At 39.9% G+C, this 19,139-nt stretch carries 19 protein-coding genes and 1 pseudogene; 3 read left to right on the top strand and 17 right to left on the bottom strand.

Going from position 1 to position 19,139, the window contains the following annotated elements:
* Positions 1–11: 11 nt before the first annotated feature.
* The 3 genes from D2A30_03655 to D2A30_03645 are packed head-to-tail and all read right to left on the bottom strand — an operon-like array spanning position 12 to position 2,926.
* Complete coding sequence (locus D2A30_03655) at positions 12–1,364, bottom strand: phosphoglucosamine mutase (GenBank protein ULL20755.1); 1,353 nt, start codon at positions 1,362–1,364, stop codon at positions 12–14.
* A 13-nt stretch (positions 1,365–1,377) separates the two neighbouring features.
* The gene (locus tag D2A30_03650) at positions 1,378–2,082 is read right to left on the bottom strand and encodes a hypothetical protein (protein ID ULL20754.1); all 705 of its coding nucleotides are present in this window, start codon (positions 2,080–2,082) and stop codon (positions 1,378–1,380) included.
* Positions 2,075–2,926, bottom strand: a complete 852-nt coding sequence (locus D2A30_03645) for a TIGR00159 family protein (protein ID ULL20753.1) — start codon at positions 2,924–2,926, stop codon at positions 2,075–2,077. Before D2A30_03645 ends, D2A30_03650 begins: the two co-directional genes overlap by 8 nt.
* 172 nt (positions 2,927–3,098) lie before the next feature.
* Between D2A30_03645 and D2A30_03640 the strand changes: the two genes are divergently transcribed.
* Both D2A30_03640 and D2A30_03635 read left to right on the top strand, forming a co-directional pair.
* On the top strand, positions 3,099–4,442 hold the full coding sequence (locus D2A30_03640; protein ULL20752.1) for a Mur ligase family protein: 1,344 nt from the start codon (positions 3,099–3,101) through the stop codon (positions 4,440–4,442).
* Positions 4,442–5,227 (top strand): glutamine amidotransferase, encoded by a 786-nt coding sequence (locus D2A30_03635; GenBank protein ULL20751.1) that lies wholly within the window; start codon positions 4,442–4,444, stop codon positions 5,225–5,227. The genes D2A30_03640 and D2A30_03635 overlap by 1 nt, the downstream gene beginning before the upstream one ends.
* Before the next feature lie 74 nt (positions 5,228–5,301).
* On the opposite strand, the pseudogene D2A30_03630 reads toward D2A30_03635, so the two are convergent.
* The 12 genes and pseudogenes from D2A30_03630 to D2A30_03575 form a co-directional block, all read right to left on the bottom strand.
* Positions 5,302–5,391: pseudogene (locus D2A30_03630) on the bottom strand (hypothetical protein).
* A gap of 775 nt (positions 5,392–6,166) precedes the next feature.
* The gene (hisE, locus tag D2A30_03625; GenBank protein ID ULL20750.1) at positions 6,167–6,481 is read right to left on the bottom strand and encodes a phosphoribosyl-ATP diphosphatase; all 315 of its coding nucleotides are present in this window, start codon (positions 6,479–6,481) and stop codon (positions 6,167–6,169) included.
* A 14-nt stretch (positions 6,482–6,495) separates the two neighbouring features.
* Complete coding sequence (locus D2A30_03620; GenBank protein ULL20749.1) at positions 6,496–6,810, bottom strand: phosphoribosyl-AMP cyclohydrolase; 315 nt, start codon at positions 6,808–6,810, stop codon at positions 6,496–6,498.
* Complete coding sequence (hisF, locus tag D2A30_03615) at positions 6,810–7,568, bottom strand: imidazole glycerol phosphate synthase subunit HisF (protein ULL20748.1); 759 nt, start codon at positions 7,566–7,568, stop codon at positions 6,810–6,812. Before hisF ends, D2A30_03620 begins: the two co-directional genes overlap by 1 nt.
* A 1-nt stretch (position 7,569) precedes the next feature.
* The gene (gene hisA / locus D2A30_03610; GenBank protein ID ULL20747.1) at positions 7,570–8,289 is read right to left on the bottom strand and encodes a 1-(5-phosphoribosyl)-5-[(5-phosphoribosylamino)methylideneamino]imidazole-4-carboxamide isomerase; all 720 of its coding nucleotides are present in this window, start codon (positions 8,287–8,289) and stop codon (positions 7,570–7,572) included.
* On the bottom strand, positions 8,286–8,912 hold the full coding sequence (gene hisH, locus D2A30_03605; GenBank protein ID ULL20746.1) for an imidazole glycerol phosphate synthase subunit HisH: 627 nt from the start codon (positions 8,910–8,912) through the stop codon (positions 8,286–8,288). The genes hisA and hisH overlap by 4 nt, the downstream gene beginning before the upstream one ends.
* Before the next feature lies 1 nt (position 8,913).
* The gene (hisB, locus tag D2A30_03600) at positions 8,914–9,498 is read right to left on the bottom strand and encodes an imidazoleglycerol-phosphate dehydratase HisB (protein ULL20745.1); all 585 of its coding nucleotides are present in this window, start codon (positions 9,496–9,498) and stop codon (positions 8,914–8,916) included.
* Positions 9,495–10,142 carry a phosphoserine phosphatase SerB gene (gene serB, locus D2A30_03595; protein ULL20744.1) on the bottom strand — a complete coding sequence of 216 codons (648 nt, stop codon included), beginning with the start codon at positions 10,140–10,142 and terminating at the stop codon, positions 9,495–9,497. Before serB ends, hisB begins: the two co-directional genes overlap by 4 nt.
* Positions 10,129–11,412, bottom strand: a complete 1,284-nt coding sequence (gene hisD / locus D2A30_03590) for a histidinol dehydrogenase (protein ULL20743.1) — start codon at positions 11,410–11,412, stop codon at positions 10,129–10,131. The genes serB and hisD overlap by 14 nt, the downstream gene beginning before the upstream one ends.
* Positions 11,409–12,056 (bottom strand): ATP phosphoribosyltransferase, encoded by a 648-nt coding sequence (locus D2A30_03585; GenBank protein ULL20742.1) that lies wholly within the window; start codon positions 12,054–12,056, stop codon positions 11,409–11,411. The genes hisD and D2A30_03585 overlap by 4 nt, the downstream gene beginning before the upstream one ends.
* A 1-nt stretch (position 12,057) precedes the next feature.
* Positions 12,058–13,032, bottom strand: a complete 975-nt coding sequence (locus D2A30_03580; GenBank protein ID ULL20741.1) for an ATP phosphoribosyltransferase regulatory subunit — start codon at positions 13,030–13,032, stop codon at positions 12,058–12,060.
* Positions 12,998–14,080 carry a histidinol-phosphate transaminase gene (locus D2A30_03575; GenBank protein ULL20740.1) on the bottom strand — a complete coding sequence of 361 codons (1,083 nt, stop codon included), beginning with the start codon at positions 14,078–14,080 and terminating at the stop codon, positions 12,998–13,000. Before D2A30_03575 ends, D2A30_03580 begins: the two co-directional genes overlap by 35 nt.
* 407 nt (positions 14,081–14,487) lie before the next feature.
* Here D2A30_03575 and D2A30_03570 point away from each other — a divergent pair, with 407 nt between their 5' ends.
* Positions 14,488–15,231 (top strand): hypothetical protein, encoded by a 744-nt coding sequence (locus D2A30_03570; protein ID ULL20739.1) that lies wholly within the window; start codon positions 14,488–14,490, stop codon positions 15,229–15,231.
* Positions 15,232–15,295: 64 nt separating this feature from the next.
* Here D2A30_03570 and ezrA read toward each other — a convergent pair whose 3' ends face one another.
* Together ezrA and gyrB are read right to left on the bottom strand one after the other, a co-directional pair.
* Entirely contained in the window at positions 15,296–17,020 is a 1,725-nt protein-coding gene (gene ezrA / locus D2A30_03565) for a septation ring formation regulator EzrA (GenBank protein ID ULL20738.1), read from the bottom strand.
* 88 nt (positions 17,021–17,108) lie between these two features.
* Complete coding sequence (gyrB, locus tag D2A30_03560; GenBank protein ULL20737.1) at positions 17,109–19,061, bottom strand: DNA topoisomerase (ATP-hydrolyzing) subunit B; 1,953 nt, start codon at positions 19,059–19,061, stop codon at positions 17,109–17,111.
* Positions 19,062–19,139: the final 78 nt, after the last annotated feature.

Genomic DNA, 19,139 nt, shown 5'->3' with positions numbered 1-19,139 from the left:
TGTTTACTCTTTTAATCTAAACCGATTTCAGCACGAACCACATCTGCGATTGTATCTACATAATAGTGAACCTCAGCATCTGTTGGGGCTTCCGCCATAACACGCAATAGTGGCTCAGTCCCACTTGGACGAACTAAGATACGGCCATTCCCTGCCATCTCTGCCTCCATCTTTTCAATGATAGCTGCGATAGCAGGAACCTCCATAGATTTATCCTTCATGCTGTTTTCAACACGAATATTGACTAATTTTTGTGGATAAATCGTAACTTCTGCTGCCAACTCTGACAAGGTTTTACCTGTTTCTTTCATGATTTTAGTCAGTTGCACAGCGGTCAATTGGCCATCACCTGTGGTGTTATAATCCATAAGAATTACGTGACCAGATTGTTCACCACCAATATTGTAACCTTCTTTGCGCATTTCCTCGACCACATAACGGTCTCCAACTGCGGTCACAGCTTTTTCAATTCCTTCGCGATCCAAGGCCTTATGGAATCCGAGATTGGACATAACTGTGGTCACAATTGTATTTTTGGCCAATAGACCACGATCAGCAAGGTATTTACCAATGATATACATGATGCGATCGCCATCTACTAAATCACCATTTTCGTCTACAGCAATCAGGCGATCGCTATCTCCATCAAAGGCAAGGCCAATTTGACTACCGGTTTCCTTAACTAATTCTTGCAATTTTTCAGGATGCGTAGAACCAACGCCCTCATTGATATTCAAACCGTCTGGATTTTCAGCGATAACCGTCAAATCTGCACCTAGGTCTGCAAAAATTTGGCGAGCAGAAGTTGCCGCTGCACCATTAGCTGTATCCAAAGCAACTTTCATACCTTCTAATTCAGTACCAGTTGATACTAAAAATTGTTGATACTTGCGTAGACCTTCTGGATACTCCACTACATCACCCAAACCTTGAGCAGACGGACGTGGTAATGTATCTTCTTCCGCATCAAGAAGGGCTTCTATCTCTGCTTCCAATGCATCATCTAATTTGAAACCATCACCAGCAAAGAACTTAATTCCATTATCCTGTGCTGGATTGTGGCTTGCAGAAATCATAACCCCCGCGCTAGCTTTTTCTGCTTTGACTAAGTGGGCAACACCAGGTGTTGCGAGCACACCAAGTTTATATACATGAATACCTACTGATAAAAGACCTGCAACCAAAGCAGACTCAAGCATTTGTCCTGAAATACGTGTGTCACGCGCCACGAAAACTCGAGGTACATCCGTTTCATGTTGACTAAGGACATAGCCACCAAAACGACCTAGTTTAAATGCCAATTCTGGCGTCAATTCTACGTTTGCTTCTCCACGGACACCGTCCGTACCAAAATATTTACCCATTTTTATTCATTCCTTATTTTGTTTGTGTAACAACGACTTGAATATTTGCTTCTGTTTCAGATAAAACCACTGGCAAGGCATTTCCCTCACTATCAACTGCTTGTAGCTTGGCTGTACCACTATAATTTGAGTCTAAATTACTAATATCAACTGCAACTGCTTCCACATGATCAATTTTTGCCATGGTTTCTGCATCGGTAGTCACCTTTACAGAGCTGACATCCACAGTGACTTTAGACACACTATATCCACTTGCCAATTGATTGCTATAAATGACCCCTTCAACGGCTAAACTCTGACTAACTTTTTTCCCGATTTTAACAGTAATAGCATCTGGTGCCAATGTAGCACTGACGCCCGCTGGTAAATTAGCTAATTGTAATGTAACTGTTTGCGTGCCATCCGTAAGCTCTCTTAAATCTGCAATAACTTGAAAAGTGCGAGTCGATTCATCAGATTCTCGTTGTAGAAGTACACGGTTGGATCCTCGTAACTCGACAGCCACAGTTGAGGAGAAACCAGATATAAAATACTTATTCGTGTCGTATTCAATGTCAATTGGGACGCCACTTAAAGTATGAACATAGGTTTCTGATTCGTTATTACTCGCAGATGACTCTGAATTTTTATAATTGGTTGTCGTAGCATAGAAAAAGAGTAAGAGGGCTAAAAAAATAGATAGGGTGAGATGACCAACTGTTCTAAACTTTTTATTCATTCTTGCCTCCCCTCAATCGTTTCCATACAGATTGTTTGATATCAGGTTCTCGAATAAAAGTAGCCCGTAACTCTGCTTCAAACTCTTCTAAGGTCAGATCATGTTTGAAAACGCCATTATGTGCAATAGAGATATTGCCCGTTTCCTCTGAAACAATAAAGACAAAGGCGTCTGACACTTCCGATAATCCAATCGCAGCGCGGTGTCGTGTCCCAAATTCCTTGGAAATCCCTGCACTTTCAGACAAAGGCAAATAGGCACAAGCTACTGCGATTTTGTCCTCCTTAACGATAACTGCCCCATCATGCAAAGGAGTATTGGGAATAAAAATATTAATTAAAAGTTCCCTGGACACATCTGCATTTAACGGAATTCCGGTAGATCGATACTCCTGCAAGGTTTGAGCTTGCTCAACCGCCACTAAGGCTCCGATTTTCCGTGGGGACATGTAAGCAACCGACTGAAGAAAGGCAACTATTAATTTTTCTTCCGCACTGACGGTATTTGTCGTAAAAATCTGAGTTGTTCGCCCGAGCTTTTCCAACATAGCTCGAAATTCAGGAGCAAAGATAACAACTGCTGCAATGACCCCATAAGTGATAACCTGGTTAATCAACCAAGCTATCGTTTGTAAGCCAAAAATACTTGCTACAATTTGAGCAATAATAAAAAGAAATACTCCTCGAATGAGGGTCATAATCTTAGTACCAGCGATGGCCTTACTAAAATTATAAATCAAATAAGCAACAATACTAATATCTATTAGGTGAAGAAGAGCAGTCCATGGACTTGCTATCAAACTTGACCAATAGCCTGAATCTAATAATTGGTTTACGTTTAACATGTATACCTCACACTTTCTAAAGTATAACACAATAGTGGTTCTATTATATCACAAAATAGTCACAAATATGAGTTCGAGCTCTCTTTAACTGATAAAAAAAGTGACATATCATTGTGAAGTATCTCATAGTTCCATAATAGATAAACAGTTTATTTTATGTTAAAATAGTTCCATGAAAATAAATACATTACTAGGGATTGCAGCAGGGAAGTCCAGTCAATTTATCTTGAAAAAACTTGGACGAGGAACGACCCTTCCTGGCAAAATCGCCCTCAAATTCGACAAACATATTTTAGACAGTTTAGCTAAGGATTATGAAGTTGTCGTCATTACCGGAACAAATGGCAAGACGTTGACAACCGCATTAACAGTTGGAATTCTCCAAGAAGCATTTGGAGAAATCACAACCAACACTAGTGGTGCCAATATGATTACCGGGATTACAGCCACTTTTTTATCAGCTAAGAAAAATAAGAATGGCAAAAAAATAGCTGTCTTGGAAATTGACGAAGCCAGCCTTGCTAGTATTACAGATTTTATTAAACCTAGCTTAATAGTCTTCACCAATATCTTTCGTGATCAAATGGATCGCTACGGTGAAATTTATACCACCTATCAGATGATTTTGGACGGGGCATCCAAAGCTCCTCAAGCAACTATATTGGCGAATGGTGATAGCCCGCTCTTCAATTCAACTTCTGTTATCAATCCAGTTAAATACTACGGTTTTGCAACGGAAGAACATGAACCACGACTGGCCCATTACAATACTGAAGGCATTCTTTGCCCACATTGCCACCAGATTATCCAGTACAAGCTCAATACATATGCTAACTTAGGGAGCTATATTTGTACCAACTGTGGCTTTAGCAGACCTGAGCTGGACTACAAGTTGACTGAGTTGAAGGAAATTACCAATACTTCTTCTACTTTCGTGATTGATGGCCAAGATTATAAAATCAATATCGGTGGTCTCTACAACATTTATAATGCTCTTGCAGCAGTCAGTGTCGCTGAATTCTTCGGAGTTTCACCTGAAGAAATCAAAGCCGGTTTTGATAAATCTAAGGCAGTTTTTGGTCGCCAAGAATCCTTTAAATTAGGGGATAAGGATTGCACACTTGTCCTTATCAAAAATCCAGTAGGTGCAACTCAAGCCATTGAAATGATGAAATTGGCTCCATATGACTTTAGTTTGTCAGTCCTACTTAACGCCAACTACGCTGACGGTATTGATACCAGCTGGATTTGGGATGCAGACTTTGAGCAAATAACCCAAATGGACATTCCACAAGTGTTTGCTGGTGGGGTCCGTTCATCAGAGATTGCCCGTCGCCTTCGTGTGACTGGTTTTCCTGAAAACCAGATTGTTGAAACACCTAAACTGGAGGACATCATGAGCTTAATAGAGCAATCTAGCAGCCAACACGCCTATATATTGGCTACATATACAGCTATGTTGGAATTTCGTGACTTACTCGCTCAGCGTCAAGCCGTTGGAAAGGAGATGAAATAATGGTCTATACCTCTTTAAAAAGCCCTGATAAAGACTATCAATACGATCTCCATATCGCTCACCTTTACGGTGACTTGATGAATACCTATGGTGATAATGGCAATGTCCTTATGCTCAAATATGTTGCTGAAAAGCTGGGGGCGCGAGTTCAAGTGGACATTGTTTCGCTGACAGACCGTTTTGACAAAGACTTATATGACATCGTCTTTTTCGGGGGCGGTCAAGATTATGAGCAATCTGTTCTAGCCAAAGATTTGCCAACAAAAAAAGAAAATCTGGCTGACTACATTGAAAATGGAGGTGTTATGCTAGCCATCTGTGGAGGATTCCAATTACTTGGTAAATATTATATTGAAGCAGGTGGACGTAAAATTGACGGTTTAGGCATTTTAGGTCACTATACACTCAACCAGACTAATAACCGCTATATTGGGGATATCAAAATTCATAATGATGAATTTAATGAGACCTACTATGGATTTGAAAACCACCAAGGCCGAACTTTCTTGGCTGATAATCAGAAACCGCTAGGTAATGTTGTCTATGGTAATGGGAACAACAAGGAAGATGGAGGAGAGGGTATGCACTACAAAAATACCTTTGGTAGCTACTTCCATGGTCCCATCTTGTCTCGCAATGCCAACTTAGCGTATCGGTTAGTCACAACAGCTCTCCGTAAAAAATATGGTCAAGACATCCCACTTGCAAGCTACGCAGACATTCTCAGTAAAGAAGTTGCTGAAGAATACGACGATGTTAAAAGCAAAGCAAAATTTGAAAAGTAATGGGAGTGGGAAAGAACTCGACTAAGATAAAAAGAGTTCGTCTTCCCACCCCCGCACAGCTCAAACTGTCTGGTAGACAGTTTGAGGTTGGAGATAAAGCGAACTTTGTTCGCAACAGTCGTAATGGTTAGATTTGGAGTGTAAAACACGAACAAATCTGCCAATCAACCACTGCGCTGAGATGTTGACGCGAACTCTGAGAAGCGACCCTGGGCTTTATGCCCAGCCTCCTTTAGATATTAGACTCGAGAATTTTTTTCAACTAAAAAAATCAGATGCTCACATTACAATGAACATCTGATTTTTATTTCCATCAACATTCTAATACTTTTTAATACTCTATGAAAATCGAAAGTACCCTAGCTTCAACTATCTGATAGATAGTTGAAGTCTGGAAATATTGCAATCTGTCTTCGGGACATGAAGCCGAAGATATTACTCTGTTACTTTCTCATTCGACTATAACAAGACGAGGCTTGCTTCAAGCCCAGGGCCACTTCTCAGAGTTCGTGTCAAAATCTCAGATTACTCTAACAATCTGGGATATTATTAGCGGTAGGAAAAAAACAAACGAAGTTTGTGTCAAAACAGTCCAGTGGAGTGGATTAAAACAGTCAGGGAAGTGACTGTTTTAACCCGAGCTAAAAAAATAAAAGCGAGGCTTGTTTGGGAAACTGTTTCAGCTAGTCACCGTAAAATTAGAAGGTGACCATAGAAGCCCGAACCTACATATTTGGAAGTGAGGGGAACTCTTTTTGACCTGGTCAATGTCTTTCCCACTCCACTCATCAAGGCTCTTGTCAACGGAAAATTTTGATTTTCGAAGAGTGTAAGTCAAAGATTTACTACCCTACCCTAGCCTAACTTAAACATATTGGTTAACTGGAAGTAACGGAAATCAAAGATATTAATTTCTTTCGATTAGTTCCCCTAAATTCACTAGTAATTGGTGATTTCTTTTCTGTCGGTTGTTTTACTTATTTTTCCTTGACGTTCAATTAATACAGCTTCTACATCCTGAGGTGATACTTCTGTTTCCACTAAAAGTACTGCTAAATGGTAGAGCAAATCAGCAACTTCTTGAGAAATTTCATCTTTATCTGCATTTTTTGCAGCGAGTACAACTTCTGTCGATTCTTCTCCGACTTTTTTCAAGATTTTATCCAAGCCTTTGGTATAAAGGTAATTGGTATAAGAACCCTCTATGGGGTTGGTTTTACGATCTAGAGCTTCTTGATATAGGGTATTGAGCATCTTTTTTCCTTTCATTACAAAATATCATTAAAGAAACAACTGTATGCACCTGTGTGGCAGGCAGCAACTGTTTGTCGAACGGATACAAGGAGAGTATCATTGTCACAATCCGTTTTTATGGAGACTACCTCTTGAAAATGTCCACTCGTTGCGCCTTTATGCCAAATCTCCTGGCGAGAACGACTCCAGTAGTGCATTTGCCTGGTACTTAGTGTTTTTTCATAGGCATCTTGATTCATGTAAGCAAGCATGAGGACCTGACCTGTTTGGTAGTCTGTAACAATCACAGGTATCAGTCCTCCCTGCTTTTCAAAATTTAACTGCACCATCACACTCTTACCTCTATTCCACTTTGTCGCATAGCCTGCTTAGTATCAGCAATGCTCACTTCACCATAGTGAAATATAGAAGCAGCCAACGCTCCAGTAGCAGGAGTTTGTTCAAAAACCTCTAAGATATGTTGGCTATTGCCCGCACCACCTGAAGCAATGATCGGAACCGTCACTACATTAGCCACAGCATTGAGCATTTCGATATCAAAACCAGACTTGGTGCCATCCTTATCCATGCTGGTTAAAAGGATTTCACCAGCACCGAGGTAAACTACCTTTTTGGCCCAGTCAAGTAGGTCAATACCTGTATCTTTTCTACCACCTGCTACAAAGACATGCCAGGAACCATCCTCTACTTTTTTTGCATCTATTGCCACCACCACACATTGATTACCAAACTTTTCTGCACAGTCTGCAATGAGTTGTGGATTTGCAACAGCTGATGAATTTACAGAAACCTTGTCGGCACCAGCCTTTAGCATCTTATTCATATCTTCGACCGACCGAATACCTCCACCAACTGTAAAAGGAATAAAAACCTGCTCTGCAACTCGGCGTACCATATCAACAGTCGTATCTCGTTCTTCATGGGTTGCTGTAATATCAAGGAAAACTAGTTCATCACAACCAGCTTCATAATAGGCTTTGGCAGCATCAACAGGATCCCCCACATCAGTTAAATTGACAAAATTAACGCCTTTAACCACTCGGCCGTCTTTGACATCAAGGCAAGGTATAATGCGTTTCGCTAACATATTATTCCTCCACTTCAACCAGTTCAGCGAGGCTAATTCTTCCACTATAATAAGCCTTGCCTACGATTGTACCGTAAACACCAATTGCTTTTAATTGTTCCAAATCACTGAGAGCATGAATACCACCAGAAGCAATTACTTTAGCACTTGTGAGTTTTGCAATTAACTCTTTGTAATGAGCAAAGTTGGGGCCTGTCAGCGTTCCATCGCGATCTACATCTGTATAAACAAATAGACGGACACCAATTTTTTCCATTTCTAAAGCAAGCTGAACAAAGTCTACATCACTGGTTTCAAGCCACCCTTCCGTTGCGACACGACCAAATTTTGCATCAATCCCTACAACGATTCTATCACTGCCAAAATGAGCTAGTGCCTCTTGCACAAAAGAAGGATTTTTGACTGCCATAGAACCAATGATCACACGATCAATACCAACTTCCAAATAGTCCGCAATCTGCTCAATGGTGCGAATTCCCCCACCAACCTGTATGTTCAAATCGGTCTCCTGTTTTAACTGAGCAATTAAATCACGGTTGGCAGCCCGCCCTTCCAAAGCTCCGTCCAAATCCACAACATGGATAAAATCAATACCAGCTTCTTTGAATAGTTTAGCTTGTCCAATCACATCTGGATTAACAACTGTCTCTTGACGAAAGTCTCCTTTGAACAGACGAACAGCGCGACCTTCTCTTATATCTATGGCTGGATAAATCTTCATATCCCACCTCTACTTTCTAGTTGACAAACTTGAGCAAAATTCCGCAAAATACCTAGGCCAATCTCGCCTGATTTTTCAGGGTGAAATTGTGCACCATACACTTTTTCTTTGGATATCATAGCTGGAATTTCTTGGCTATAAGAGGCAGTTACATCCAAATATTCATTGGGAATATCTGTAAAATAACTATGGACAAAATAGACAGATTCTCCATCTAAATCACTAGTGAGTGGATTCTGTTGTCTCGTCTGCAAAACATTCCATCCCATGTGGGGGACAGGATATCCAGCCTCTGGTAGGATTGCCCGACACGTTCCAGGAATCAGTCCTAATCCTTGAGTTGGCTGGTGTTCCAACCCTTCTTCAAGAAGCAACTGCATCCCGAGACAAATTCCCAAGAGTGGTGTTCCACCAGCTACAGCCTCCTTAATGGCTGGGATGAGTTGGCGTTTTTCCAACTCCGCCATTGCAGAAGGAAAGGCTCCTACTCCAGGCAATATTAGTCCATGGGCCTTCCGAATTTTCTCTGGATTTGCAGACAATACTGCTTCTACTCCAATACTCTTTAAAGCTCGCAATACATTTGCAGTATTGCCAGCATCATAATCAATTACAATCATCATCTTACAAGATCCCTTTTGTTGAGTTAACCCCTTGAATCTCAGGGTTTATCGTGATTGCTTCTCGTAAAGCACGACCAGTAGCCTTGAATAAACTTTCTGACTTGTGATGACTATTCTTTCCATGTAATATTTTTAAGTGGAGGTTCATTTGTAGATTGAAGGCCAACGCTTGAAAGAATTCTTCCACTAATTCAGTATCAAAAACTCCTAATTTTGGATTGTCAAAATGAGCATCAAAAACCAGGTAAGAACGACCAGAAAGATCAAGACTAGCCATTCCAAGCGTTTCATCCATGGGTACAAAGCTAGTTCCATAGCGGTTTATTCCTTCTTTTTTACCTAAGGCTTCTCTTATAGCTTGTCCTAAAACAATTCCCACATCCTCAACAGTATGGTGACTATCCACCCAAGTATCTCCATCTACAGTAACAAGGAGTGAAATGCGGCTATGACGGGCGAAGAGCGTCAGCATATGGTCAAAAAAACCTACACCTGTTGCAATCTCAACAGGTTCTTGTTGATCCAGATTTACCGTCAACTTGATTTTTGTTTCAAAAGTGTTTCGTTCAATACTTGCTTGTCTCATGTAGTTACCTCATCAATGATTTCAATTGCCTTATAGAGATTTTTTTCGGTGATACGGTAAGGAGCGGCTTGTTCAACAATTGGTTTCGCACAAAAAGCAATTCCAATACCCGCCTCCTGAATCATAGGTAGGTCATTGGCCCCATCTCCCATGGCAACCGTATCCTTCAGTTCTAAGTCATTGTCTAAAGCCCAAGCTTTCAACTGAGCTTTTTTTACATCCTTAGTCACAATTTCACCAAGAACACGACCTGTTAATTTACCATTGATAATTTCCAAGTGGTTAGCTTTAACATAATCGAGATTGAGTCGCTCCGCTAGGATATCCACCGTTTGATGGAAGCCGCCTGAAACAACTGCAACCTTATAACCTCGCTTGTGCAACTCTGCTACCAGTTCTTCTGCCCCAGGTGTGAAATGAATACGTCCTAAGATAGTATCCAGAACTGTTTCTGGCAAGCCTTTTAACAGGGCAACACGTTCTCGAAGTGCTTCTTCAAAATCTAACTCACCCCGCATGGCACGCTCGGTAATACTTGCAACCTGTTCGCCTACCCCTGCTTCCTCGCCTAATAAATCAATTCCTTCTTCCATGATCAAGGTGCTATCCACATCCATGACCAATAATCCTTCAACTTTCTTCATTTCTCACCTCAATTGCACGTGCATGAGCAGCCAAACCTTCTGAATATGCCAAGGTTGTAATGGCCTGACTGGCTGCTTGTACAGCTTCCTTACTATATTGTGTATACTGAATACGCTTGATAAAATCATGAACTCCCAATGCTGAATAAAAACGGCTGGTTCCAGATGTAGGAAGGACGTGATTGGTCCCTGCAAAATAATCTCCAATAGGCTCGCTAGTAAAATGACCTAAAAAGATAGAGCCTGCATGTTTGACAAATGGTAGATATTCATAGGCATTTTCCATTGCAATTTCCAAATGCTCTGGAGCAACCAAATTCATCAGCTCAAACATTTCATCTACTGTTTCTGTGAGGATAATTCGTCCATTATCAGCAATTGATGCTGCTGCAATTTCCTTTCTCGGTAGTGATTCAAGCTGCCGTTCAATTTCTTGTTCTACTTGTTGAGCCAGTTTGGCCGAATTAGTCACTAAAATAGCTCGTGCCAATTTATCATGTTCAGCTTGTGATAATAAGTCCGCAGCAACATAAACAGGGTTAGCTGTTTCATCTGCGATCACCCCAATTTCGGATGGTCCAGCTATCATATCAATCCCAACCAAACCATAAACTAGTTTTTTTGCCGTTGCTACATAAATATTTCCAGGACCTGTTATCTTATCTACCTTGGGAATAGACTCCGTTCCATATGCAAGAGCAGCAATGCCATGAGCCCCACCCACCTGATAAATCTTATCTACACCAGCTAGTTTTGCTGCAACCAATATAGCTGGATGATAGGTTTCCTGTGGAGGAGTAATCATTACAATTTCTGAAACACCAGCAATTTTAGCTGGAACAACGTTCATTAGAACAGATGAAGGATAGGCAGCAGTACCACCTGGTACGTAGACTCCAACCCTCTCCAATGGACGAATCAACTGACCACGGATAACACCAGTTGATGGTTGATCTTCAAATCCCTTTTCAACCTGTTGCAGATGGTAGGATTCAATATTCGCCTTCGCTTTTTGTAAGGCAGAAAGGATTTGCGGATCAATAGCCGCAAAGGCTTCATCAATCATCTCATCAGAAACAGCCAGTTGTTCCACATAAATACCATCAAACTGTTGATTGTAACGTATAAGAGCCTCATCACCATTTTGAGCAACATCGGCCACGATGTCTTTAACAACTTCCTCAACCGATACAGTTTCTGCATTTAGTGCAATCTGTTCTTCATAGAGAAGCTGTGCAATTTCTTGACTTTTTCCACTTAATCGTTTCATGTAAAGGGTACCTCCTCATTTCCAACAATCGTTTCCAATTTTTCAATAAACTCACGAATTTGGGGCTTGTTCTTAATACTTGCCTTATTAACAATCAACCTTGTCGAAATGCGACAAATATCTTCGAAAACTACGAGACCATTAGCAACTAAGGTATTTCCAGTTTCCACAATATCCACAATAGCATCTGCCAACCCTAATACTGGTGCAATTTCCACACTGCCTTGTATAGAAATGATTTCAACATCTTCACCTTTTTTATTAAAATATTCCATGGCAACAGTTGGATATTTGGTCGCAATACGCTTGCGCTTATGGTCACTTGGATTGTATGTAGGAATGGAAGCTACTGAAAATTTACAAAGTCCAAAATTTAAATCTAACATTTCAAGAAAACCAGTTGGGTGCTCAATCAGCACATCCTTACCAACAATCCCTAAATCTGCCACCCCATGTCGAACATAGGTCGTTACATCAGGAGCCTTGACCAATAAAAAACGAAACTGCCCATCTGGACTTTCAAAAATCAAGTTTCTCCCTTTTTCCATCATAAAGGACATATCAAATCCAGCTTTTTCAAGTAAAGCAAGCGTTTCTTTCTCAATCCGCCCTTTGGTTAGAGCAATGGTTACTTGTTCCACCATCTTACTGGCCTCCTTCATAATCAATATTCTTACGGATTGCCTGATAAACCGCATCAATCTCTAAAGCCCACCCAACTGCCGTCAGTTTCTGAGCACCAAATCGCTCAAATAATTTATCATATCGCCCTCCAGATAAGAAGGCATCCGGTACCTGTTGATCAAAAACCTTGAACATCATACCAGTATAGTATGGAACCGTTGAAAGTTGCGCTAAATCTACAGTTACGATACCTAAGTCTTTCTCAATGAAGGTAATCAATTCTTCTAATTGATCAAAGGCCTTGAGTAATTGAGAATTGGTCACCACTTCCCGAGCTTGTCTCAAGACCGTCTCACTCTCTCCAAATAAATAAGGAAGCCTACGAATAAAGCCATCAAATTCACTAGGGTGTCGCTTGGTAAATTCATTCAACTTAGTGATGTTTTTATCGCGAATATGGAGAGAGAGTTCATTCGCAAGTTCACCAGTCAATTCAAGATGATCGAAGATGGTCCTTAAAATTGCCGCATGAGAAAACTCAAATTTATATCCCTTTAATCCAAGCTTATCAAGAGCTTCCTTCGCACTAGAAATGGCATACTGATATGCTACTTGAGCAGGAAAGCCAATAATTTCGATACCAGCCTGAGTTCGCTCATTTTCCAACCCCCGCATCAACTCCTGACTTTGAAAAACCTTGCCAGAGTATGAAAATTTAATTGGTGTGTGCACCCGTGTTGAGGCAATAACTCTGGCAATTTGACTGGTAATATCTGGGCGCAGGCTAAGTAATTGACCTTCTTTATCAAATAAATGGTAATTATCTCTATTTACCTGATCAGAAAAAACTTCAAAATGTTCCAATGTTGGTGTCTCAATCCGATGAAATCCTCGTTCCATTAAGAGATCACTAACCGTTCTTTCAATTTCATAAGTTGCTTTGGCCCGTTTAAACAGTTTATCATGTAAGCCCTGTGGCAATGTTCGTTTGTTCATGACAATATTCCTTTATTTTTAATAGGACAGTTTCCATTTCCTTCTGCGTTCCAATGGAAATACGAAGCCAATCCTGAATTCGTTCCTGGGAAGGAAAATAGCGAATATAAATATTTTCTTTTTCTAAATAGGCAAACAGCTCCTCCGCCTTAACCAATGAGGGTTTGACTAAAAGAAAATTTGTTGATGAAGGTAAGACATCGAAGTTTAAGCCCTCTAATTCATTTGCAAACCAATCACGTGTTTCCATAATGGCTTGGCAAGACTGTTGATAATATGACCAATCTTCCACTGCTGCAAGTGCAAGTGTTTCTGAAATCGCATCAACATTATAGGGATTGATCGAATTGCGAACGGCTTGAATCACACTTATGAGTTGCTTAGAACCTACACCGTATCCAACTCGCAATCCTGCTAGAGAAGCATCTTTAGAAAATGTACGAGTAATAAATAAATTCGGATATTTATCAAGAAGCCCCAATGCTGACTGTCCACCAAAATTGACGTAGGCTTCATCAATTATAACCACTACTTGTGAATTGGCTTTCAATACAGCCTCGATCTCATCTAAGGTCTGAAAACGCCCTGTCGGTGCATTTGGATTGGTTAGAATAATACCTCCACATTCCCTCTGATAGTCAGCTACATGCCAGCTAAAATCAGTTCTCAAAGGAACCTCCTCATAAGGAACACCATAGAGTTGAGCCCATACCTTATAGAACCCATAGGTTAGATCTGGAAATAACACAGGCGATTCGGTTTGAAAAAAAGCAAGGAAAGCCATGGAAAGAATATCATCTGAACCATTTCCTATCACAAACTGCTCCGGATCCAATCCATGCTGATGCGCAAGTGCCTGACGCAAATCAGCCTGATCTAAGCTAGAGTAGCGCCGGAGGTGTTTTCCTTCAAATTTCGCCAATGCATCTATAACAGCCGGACTTGGACCATAGGCATTTTCATTTGTATTAAGCTTAATCATATTTTCTACCTTTGGCTGTTTTCCAGCTATGTAAGGTTCAATCTTTCTCAGTCCTTTTAGTTCCATTTTATCCTCCAAAATCAAAAAACCACATGCGAAGTCCTTGTATCAGGACGTTTGCACGTGGTTCCACCTTCATTCAGATATATGTCGCCACATATCCCTCAGGAAGTCTAAGACTTCAGCTCGTAACGTGAGCAGACGTCAATTGCTATTGAGTCTTTCAACCGTTCACAACTGCACTCAAGAATGTGTGCCCAAATCATTGTATCCTTTCAGCAACTAGATACTCTCTGCAGGTGATTTGGGATTGTTTCTATCTTCGATTTTCTATTTTGTACTATTTTACCAAATTTTTAAGAAATTGCAAGAATTATCAGAATTTTTTATGATAATCTTAACCTTCGCCTTTAAAGTAAGTCTTGCTCAAGATTCTAGCTTCTGTTACAATAGAAAAAAAAAGGAGGTTTGCCATGCGAGATAACCATTTGCACACTCATCATTCCTATGACTCAGAAACAGATTTTAGAGATTATTTGAATCAGTACGATGGCGAAATTGTGACAACAGAACATTTTGACTTATCCAACCCTTACAGCAAACAGGACGATGTACCCGACTATGAAGCCTATTCTAAAGAAATAGCTGAGCTAAACAAACAATACAATAACCGCATCAAAAAAGGAATTGAAATTGGCTACTTCCAGCCACGCGAAGCAGACATTCTTTCTTATCTGGCTGATAAAGAGTTTGATCTAAAACTACTCTCCGTCCACCATAATGGAGTAAATGACTACCTAGACGATGAAGTAGCTGACATGGATATGCATACCATCATAAGTGACTACTTAGATCGACTAGAATACGCTATCGGGCGCGTTGAGGCTGATGTTCTTGCCCATTTTGACTATGGATTTCGTCTCTTCGACTTATCTGTCAAGGATTTACAGATATATGAACCACAGTTAATTCGTATTTTTCAAAAAATGATCGAAAATAATCTTGCATTTGAATTAAATGCAAAGAGTATCTACCTCTACCATCACGAAGATCTTTATCGTTATGCACTTTCTCTGGTTCAACAATTGGGGTGCCATCGCTATTCAATTGGATCTGATGGTCATAAACTGGCCCATTTCAGATTAGGCTTTGATCAGCTCGAATCCTTATTAGAAGAATACTCTATTTCTAAAGAAGAAGTCATCAATTACCGATAGGACTTACAAAAAAGACCAGTATATCGCTTTTCCTAATGCGATATACTGGTCTTTTCGTCTTTGTTTAATAGCGAATGGCTTCGCGAGTTTTTTCATATGAACGAACGAAACGTTCTGTTACACCAGGCTCAACTGTCTCCAATGCAAATGAAATTTCTTCAAAAGAGGCTTGATAATCAAACTCTTTTTCAAAAATAGCTAAAGAACGATTAAAAGCTTTTTGAACACTCTCATCGAATGAGCGGTAACGATTAGAATATTGTAAGAGTTGCTCTGTCAAAGTTGCATTTTGTACAATTAAATAAGCTAACTCTTCCAGTTGATTCATATCGTAAGTAGCATTTTCTAATAAACGGTTAACCACTTCGATGTTAATTCGTTTATAGTCCAATTCAGAAATCAATGCCTCAACATGATCGCTTGTTCTGAAGAAACTTGTTAAGAACTCACCAGGAATGCCTGGCATATTGCGTTTTTCCATGTAGCGTTTCAAGGTATGAAGCTTATTGATATAAAGTGTAGCTTTTTTACGCGCTGCATTTTCTGAAATTTCTTGTGACTTCAGATACTCTGCAAGTACCAATTGCTCTTCTTCGATTTCTTTCAATGTTGATAAAGCATGTTCTAGACGCTCTTGTACAATTGAATAAGCAACTTGTGGAGTCTCAATTTCATCAACACTTTCAGTCACAACTATTTCAATGGACTCCAAACGTTTTTTCAATTGATTAATACGAGACAATTTACTTTCTGCCAATAAATAACTTGCATTTAAACGAGAAGCTTCTTCGTCGAGTTTCGCAGTATTTTCTCTGACATGTGCCAAGAATTTTGGCAAGGTATTACTAATCTTCACAACTGCTTTATGTGCTTCGACTTCACGAGTGAACAATTGATAAAGGTCTTCCAGTTTAGCTTGAATCTTTTCATTTTCATCTTCAGCTGCATCCAAATCAAAAGATACAACCAAGGCTGTATTTTCACGAATAGAGACACGAATATTCTGGAATTGAGATTCTACATCATTATCTGTAAACAAATAGTTTTGTTCTACTAATTTGCGATAACCAGTCTCCAAATCATCTAATTGATCTGGGAATGATTTTTCAAGCTTTTCAATCAAATTAGGAATACGATCCATAATTTGATTCAGGGCAATCATATGCTCTTCCGTCTTATCAAGAATTTCAGACGCCTCGATTGGGTCCCCAGATGAATTTAACATGACAAACTCAGAGAATTCGACTTCAATATTCTTCAACTGTTTCTCTAATTCTGGCAAGGTTTCACCAAAACTATCAGCATTATCTCGAACTGTTTCCTGTAAACTATCGAAGAGATTCAATGCATGTTTCACGCGACCTGAATTTTTCTCCTCTTGTTCTTTTAACTCAACAAGTCCGTGGCGAATAGCTTCAATATCTTCCTCAACCAAATTAATCTGGCTATCAATACTATCAATTGCGTTTTTTGCGCTAATGAATCGGAAAGAATTGTTAAAACCTTCAGCTTCAAAAATATGATTTTCAATATCAGCAAATGAGTTGAGTGATAAATCCACCCATTTTTGATTCCACTCACGGAATGTAACTTGGCTTTGACCAATCAAATGAAGCGCCTTAACGGCCTCCACTTCCTGATTCACTGGCAGATTAAATAAATCTTCCTTGCGCTCTTCTAATGCAACCAAAAGGTTATCATTACGTTTGCGAACAATCAGACAGGCTACATAGGCAATGATTAAAATAATAACAATCGAAATGATTAAAATGATTGTTCCAGTAGGCATGTAAATCTCCTTAGTTTCATAATGATTACGAGTAAATATCGCTTAATTATACCATATCTTACTAGCAATTGCACTATTTTTTTCATTTTTACACATCTAGTGTTGAATACACGGCATTTTCTTCGATAAACTCTCGACGAGGTTCAACCTTATCCCCCATCAGCATATCAAATATCTTGTCAGCTTCTGCAGCATCATCAACTGAAACACGCGCCATTAAACGGTTTTCTGGATTCATAGTTGTCTCCCATAATTGATGATCATCCATCTCTCCCAAACCTTTATAACGCTGAATAGTTGGCTTAGAGCGTCCTGTACTATGTCTCTCTAAAGCGTCTTGTAATTCCTGCTCTTGATTGACACCTGGTTGAATATACTCTTTAATATCGCTTCCAACCTTAATACCATAGATAGGTGGTTGTGCAATGTAGACATATCCTGCTTCAACAATCGGACGCATGTAGCGGTAGAATAAAGTCAAAAGGAGAGTACGAATATGAGCACCATCGACATCGGCATCCGTCATGATGACTAATTTTTGGTAACGAGCCTTGGTAACATCAAAATCCGCTCCAAACCCAGTCCCCATAGCAGTAAATAAGCTACGGATTTCTTCATTAGCCAAAATCTTATCCATGCTCGCTTTTTCAACGTTCAAGATTTTACCACGAATTGGCAAGATTGCCTGAAACTCACGATTTCGTCCAGATTTTGCTGATCCACCGGCTGAATCCCCCTCAACGATAAACAACTCTGTCTTTGTTGCATCATTCGATGAACAATCAGCTAACTTACCAGGAAGGTTGGAAATCTCAAGACCTGATTTCTTACGAGTTACTTCACGCGCACGTTTGGCTGCAATACGAGCCTTGCTCGCCAGAATCCCTTTCTCAACAATCCGTCGAGCAATCTGTGGATTTTCCAACAGAAACTCTGCAAAAGCATCAGAAAAGAGGCGGTTTGTAATCTTTACAACTTCGCTATTTCCAAGTTTTGTCTTTGTTTGTCCTTCAAATTGCGGTACAGGATGCTTAATAGAAATGACTGCTGTCAAACCTTCTCGAACATCTTCACCAGATAGATTGTCTTCATTTTCCTTTAGGATTTTGTTCTTTTTAGCGTAATCATTGATGACACGAGTCAATGCTGTACGGAAACCTTGTTCGTGAGTACCGCCTTCATGAGTATGGATATTATTGGCGAAACTGATGACATTTTCATGATAACTTGTTGTATATTGCATAGCAACCTCAACAGTGATATCCTCCATCTCACCCTCAGTGTAAATTGGTGTCTCAAAAATCACATCTTTATTTTCATTGAGGTATTCAACATAAGAGGCAATCCCGCCTTCATAATGGTATTCCTTGGTTTGTTCCAAGCCCTCCCGTTTGTCAGTAATCGAAAGATTTAAACCACGGTTTAGAAATGCAAGTTCTTGAATCCGCTTGTTTAATATAGTAAATTCAAATTCAGTTGTTTCAGTAAAAATCTCAGGGTCTGGTGTGAAATGAACAGTTGTACCAGAACGGTCTGTTTCACCTATTACTTTCAAATCTGCAACAACTTCACCTCTTCGGTATTCTTGGTAATAAACCTGACCGTTTTTATAGACTCGTACATCCAATTGAGCAGACAAAGCATTTACAACAGAAGAACCAACGCCGTGCAAACCACCAGATACCTTGTAGCCACCTCCGCCAAATTTACCTCCGGCATGGAGCACTGTAAAGACCGTCTCAACAGCTGGGCGGCCCGTTCTTTCCTGAATATCAACAGGAATACCGCGTCCATTATCAATAACGGTAATAGAATTATCTGTCTCAATGAAAACTTCAATTTTATTCGCAAATCCCGCCAACGCCTCGTCAATCGAGTTATCGACAATTTCCCACACCAAATGATGTAAACCCTCTTTAGATGTGGAACCAATATACATCCCTGGACGCATACGAACAGCTTCAAGACCTTCTAGAACTTGGATTTGACTGGCATCATACTCTTGAGCTTTTTCTTGTAAATCTTTGATTTCTTCTGTCATTTTTCTTCCTTTATCGCTATTAAAAACATTCTAGTGAATACCTTTCATTATAGCATATTTTTTACTAATTTAACAGTA

Origin of the sequence: Streptococcus suis (genome assembly GCA_022354845.1) — a bacterium.
GTDB classification, from domain to species: Bacteria; Bacillota; Bacilli; order Lactobacillales; family Streptococcaceae; genus Streptococcus; species Streptococcus suis_AA.
This window is presented reverse-complemented; position numbering and strand designations above follow the sequence as displayed.

What these genes read in the sequence shown, in the direction of transcription:
- D2A30_03655 (ULL20755.1), bottom strand. Translation starts at nt 1,364, where the DNA reads ATGGGTAAATATTTTGGTACGGACGGTGTCCGTGGAGAAGCAAACGTA.
- D2A30_03650 (ULL20754.1), bottom strand. Translation starts at nt 2,082, where the DNA reads ATGAATAAAAAGTTTAGAACAGTTGGTCATCTCACCCTATCTATTTTT.
- D2A30_03645 (ULL20753.1), bottom strand. Translation starts at nt 2,926, where the DNA reads ATGTTAAACGTAAACCAATTATTAGATTCAGGCTATTGGTCAAGTTTG.
- D2A30_03640 (ULL20752.1), top strand. Translation starts at nt 3,099, where the DNA reads ATGAAAATAAATACATTACTAGGGATTGCAGCAGGGAAGTCCAGTCAA.
- D2A30_03635 (ULL20751.1), top strand. Translation starts at nt 4,442, where the DNA reads ATGGTCTATACCTCTTTAAAAAGCCCTGATAAAGACTATCAATACGAT.
- hisE (ULL20750.1), bottom strand. Translation starts at nt 6,481, where the DNA reads ATGCTCAATACCCTATATCAAGAAGCTCTAGATCGTAAAACCAACCCC.
- D2A30_03620 (ULL20749.1), bottom strand. Translation starts at nt 6,810, where the DNA reads ATGGTGCAGTTAAATTTTGAAAAGCAGGGAGGACTGATACCTGTGATT.
- hisF (ULL20748.1), bottom strand. Translation starts at nt 7,568, where the DNA reads ATGTTAGCGAAACGCATTATACCTTGCCTTGATGTCAAAGACGGCCGA.
- hisA (ULL20747.1), bottom strand. Translation starts at nt 8,289, where the DNA reads ATGAAGATTTATCCAGCCATAGATATAAGAGAAGGTCGCGCTGTTCGT.
- hisH (ULL20746.1), bottom strand. Translation starts at nt 8,912, where the DNA reads ATGATGATTGTAATTGATTATGATGCTGGCAATACTGCAAATGTATTG.
- hisB (ULL20745.1), bottom strand. Translation starts at nt 9,498, where the DNA reads ATGAGACAAGCAAGTATTGAACGAAACACTTTTGAAACAAAAATCAAG.
- serB (ULL20744.1), bottom strand. Translation starts at nt 10,142, where the DNA reads ATGAAGAAAGTTGAAGGATTATTGGTCATGGATGTGGATAGCACCTTG.
- hisD (ULL20743.1), bottom strand. Translation starts at nt 11,412, where the DNA reads ATGAAACGATTAAGTGGAAAAAGTCAAGAAATTGCACAGCTTCTCTAT.
- D2A30_03585 (ULL20742.1), bottom strand. Translation starts at nt 12,056, where the DNA reads ATGGTGGAACAAGTAACCATTGCTCTAACCAAAGGGCGGATTGAGAAA.
- D2A30_03580 (ULL20741.1), bottom strand. Translation starts at nt 13,032, where the DNA reads ATGAACAAACGAACATTGCCACAGGGCTTACATGATAAACTGTTTAAA.
- D2A30_03575 (ULL20740.1), bottom strand. Translation starts at nt 14,080, where the DNA reads ATGGAACTAAAAGGACTGAGAAAGATTGAACCTTACATAGCTGGAAAA.
- D2A30_03570 (ULL20739.1), top strand. Translation starts at nt 14,488, where the DNA reads ATGCGAGATAACCATTTGCACACTCATCATTCCTATGACTCAGAAACA.
- ezrA (ULL20738.1), bottom strand. Translation starts at nt 17,020, where the DNA reads ATGCCTACTGGAACAATCATTTTAATCATTTCGATTGTTATTATTTTA.
- gyrB (ULL20737.1), bottom strand. Translation starts at nt 19,061, where the DNA reads ATGACAGAAGAAATCAAAGATTTACAAGAAAAAGCTCAAGAGTATGAT.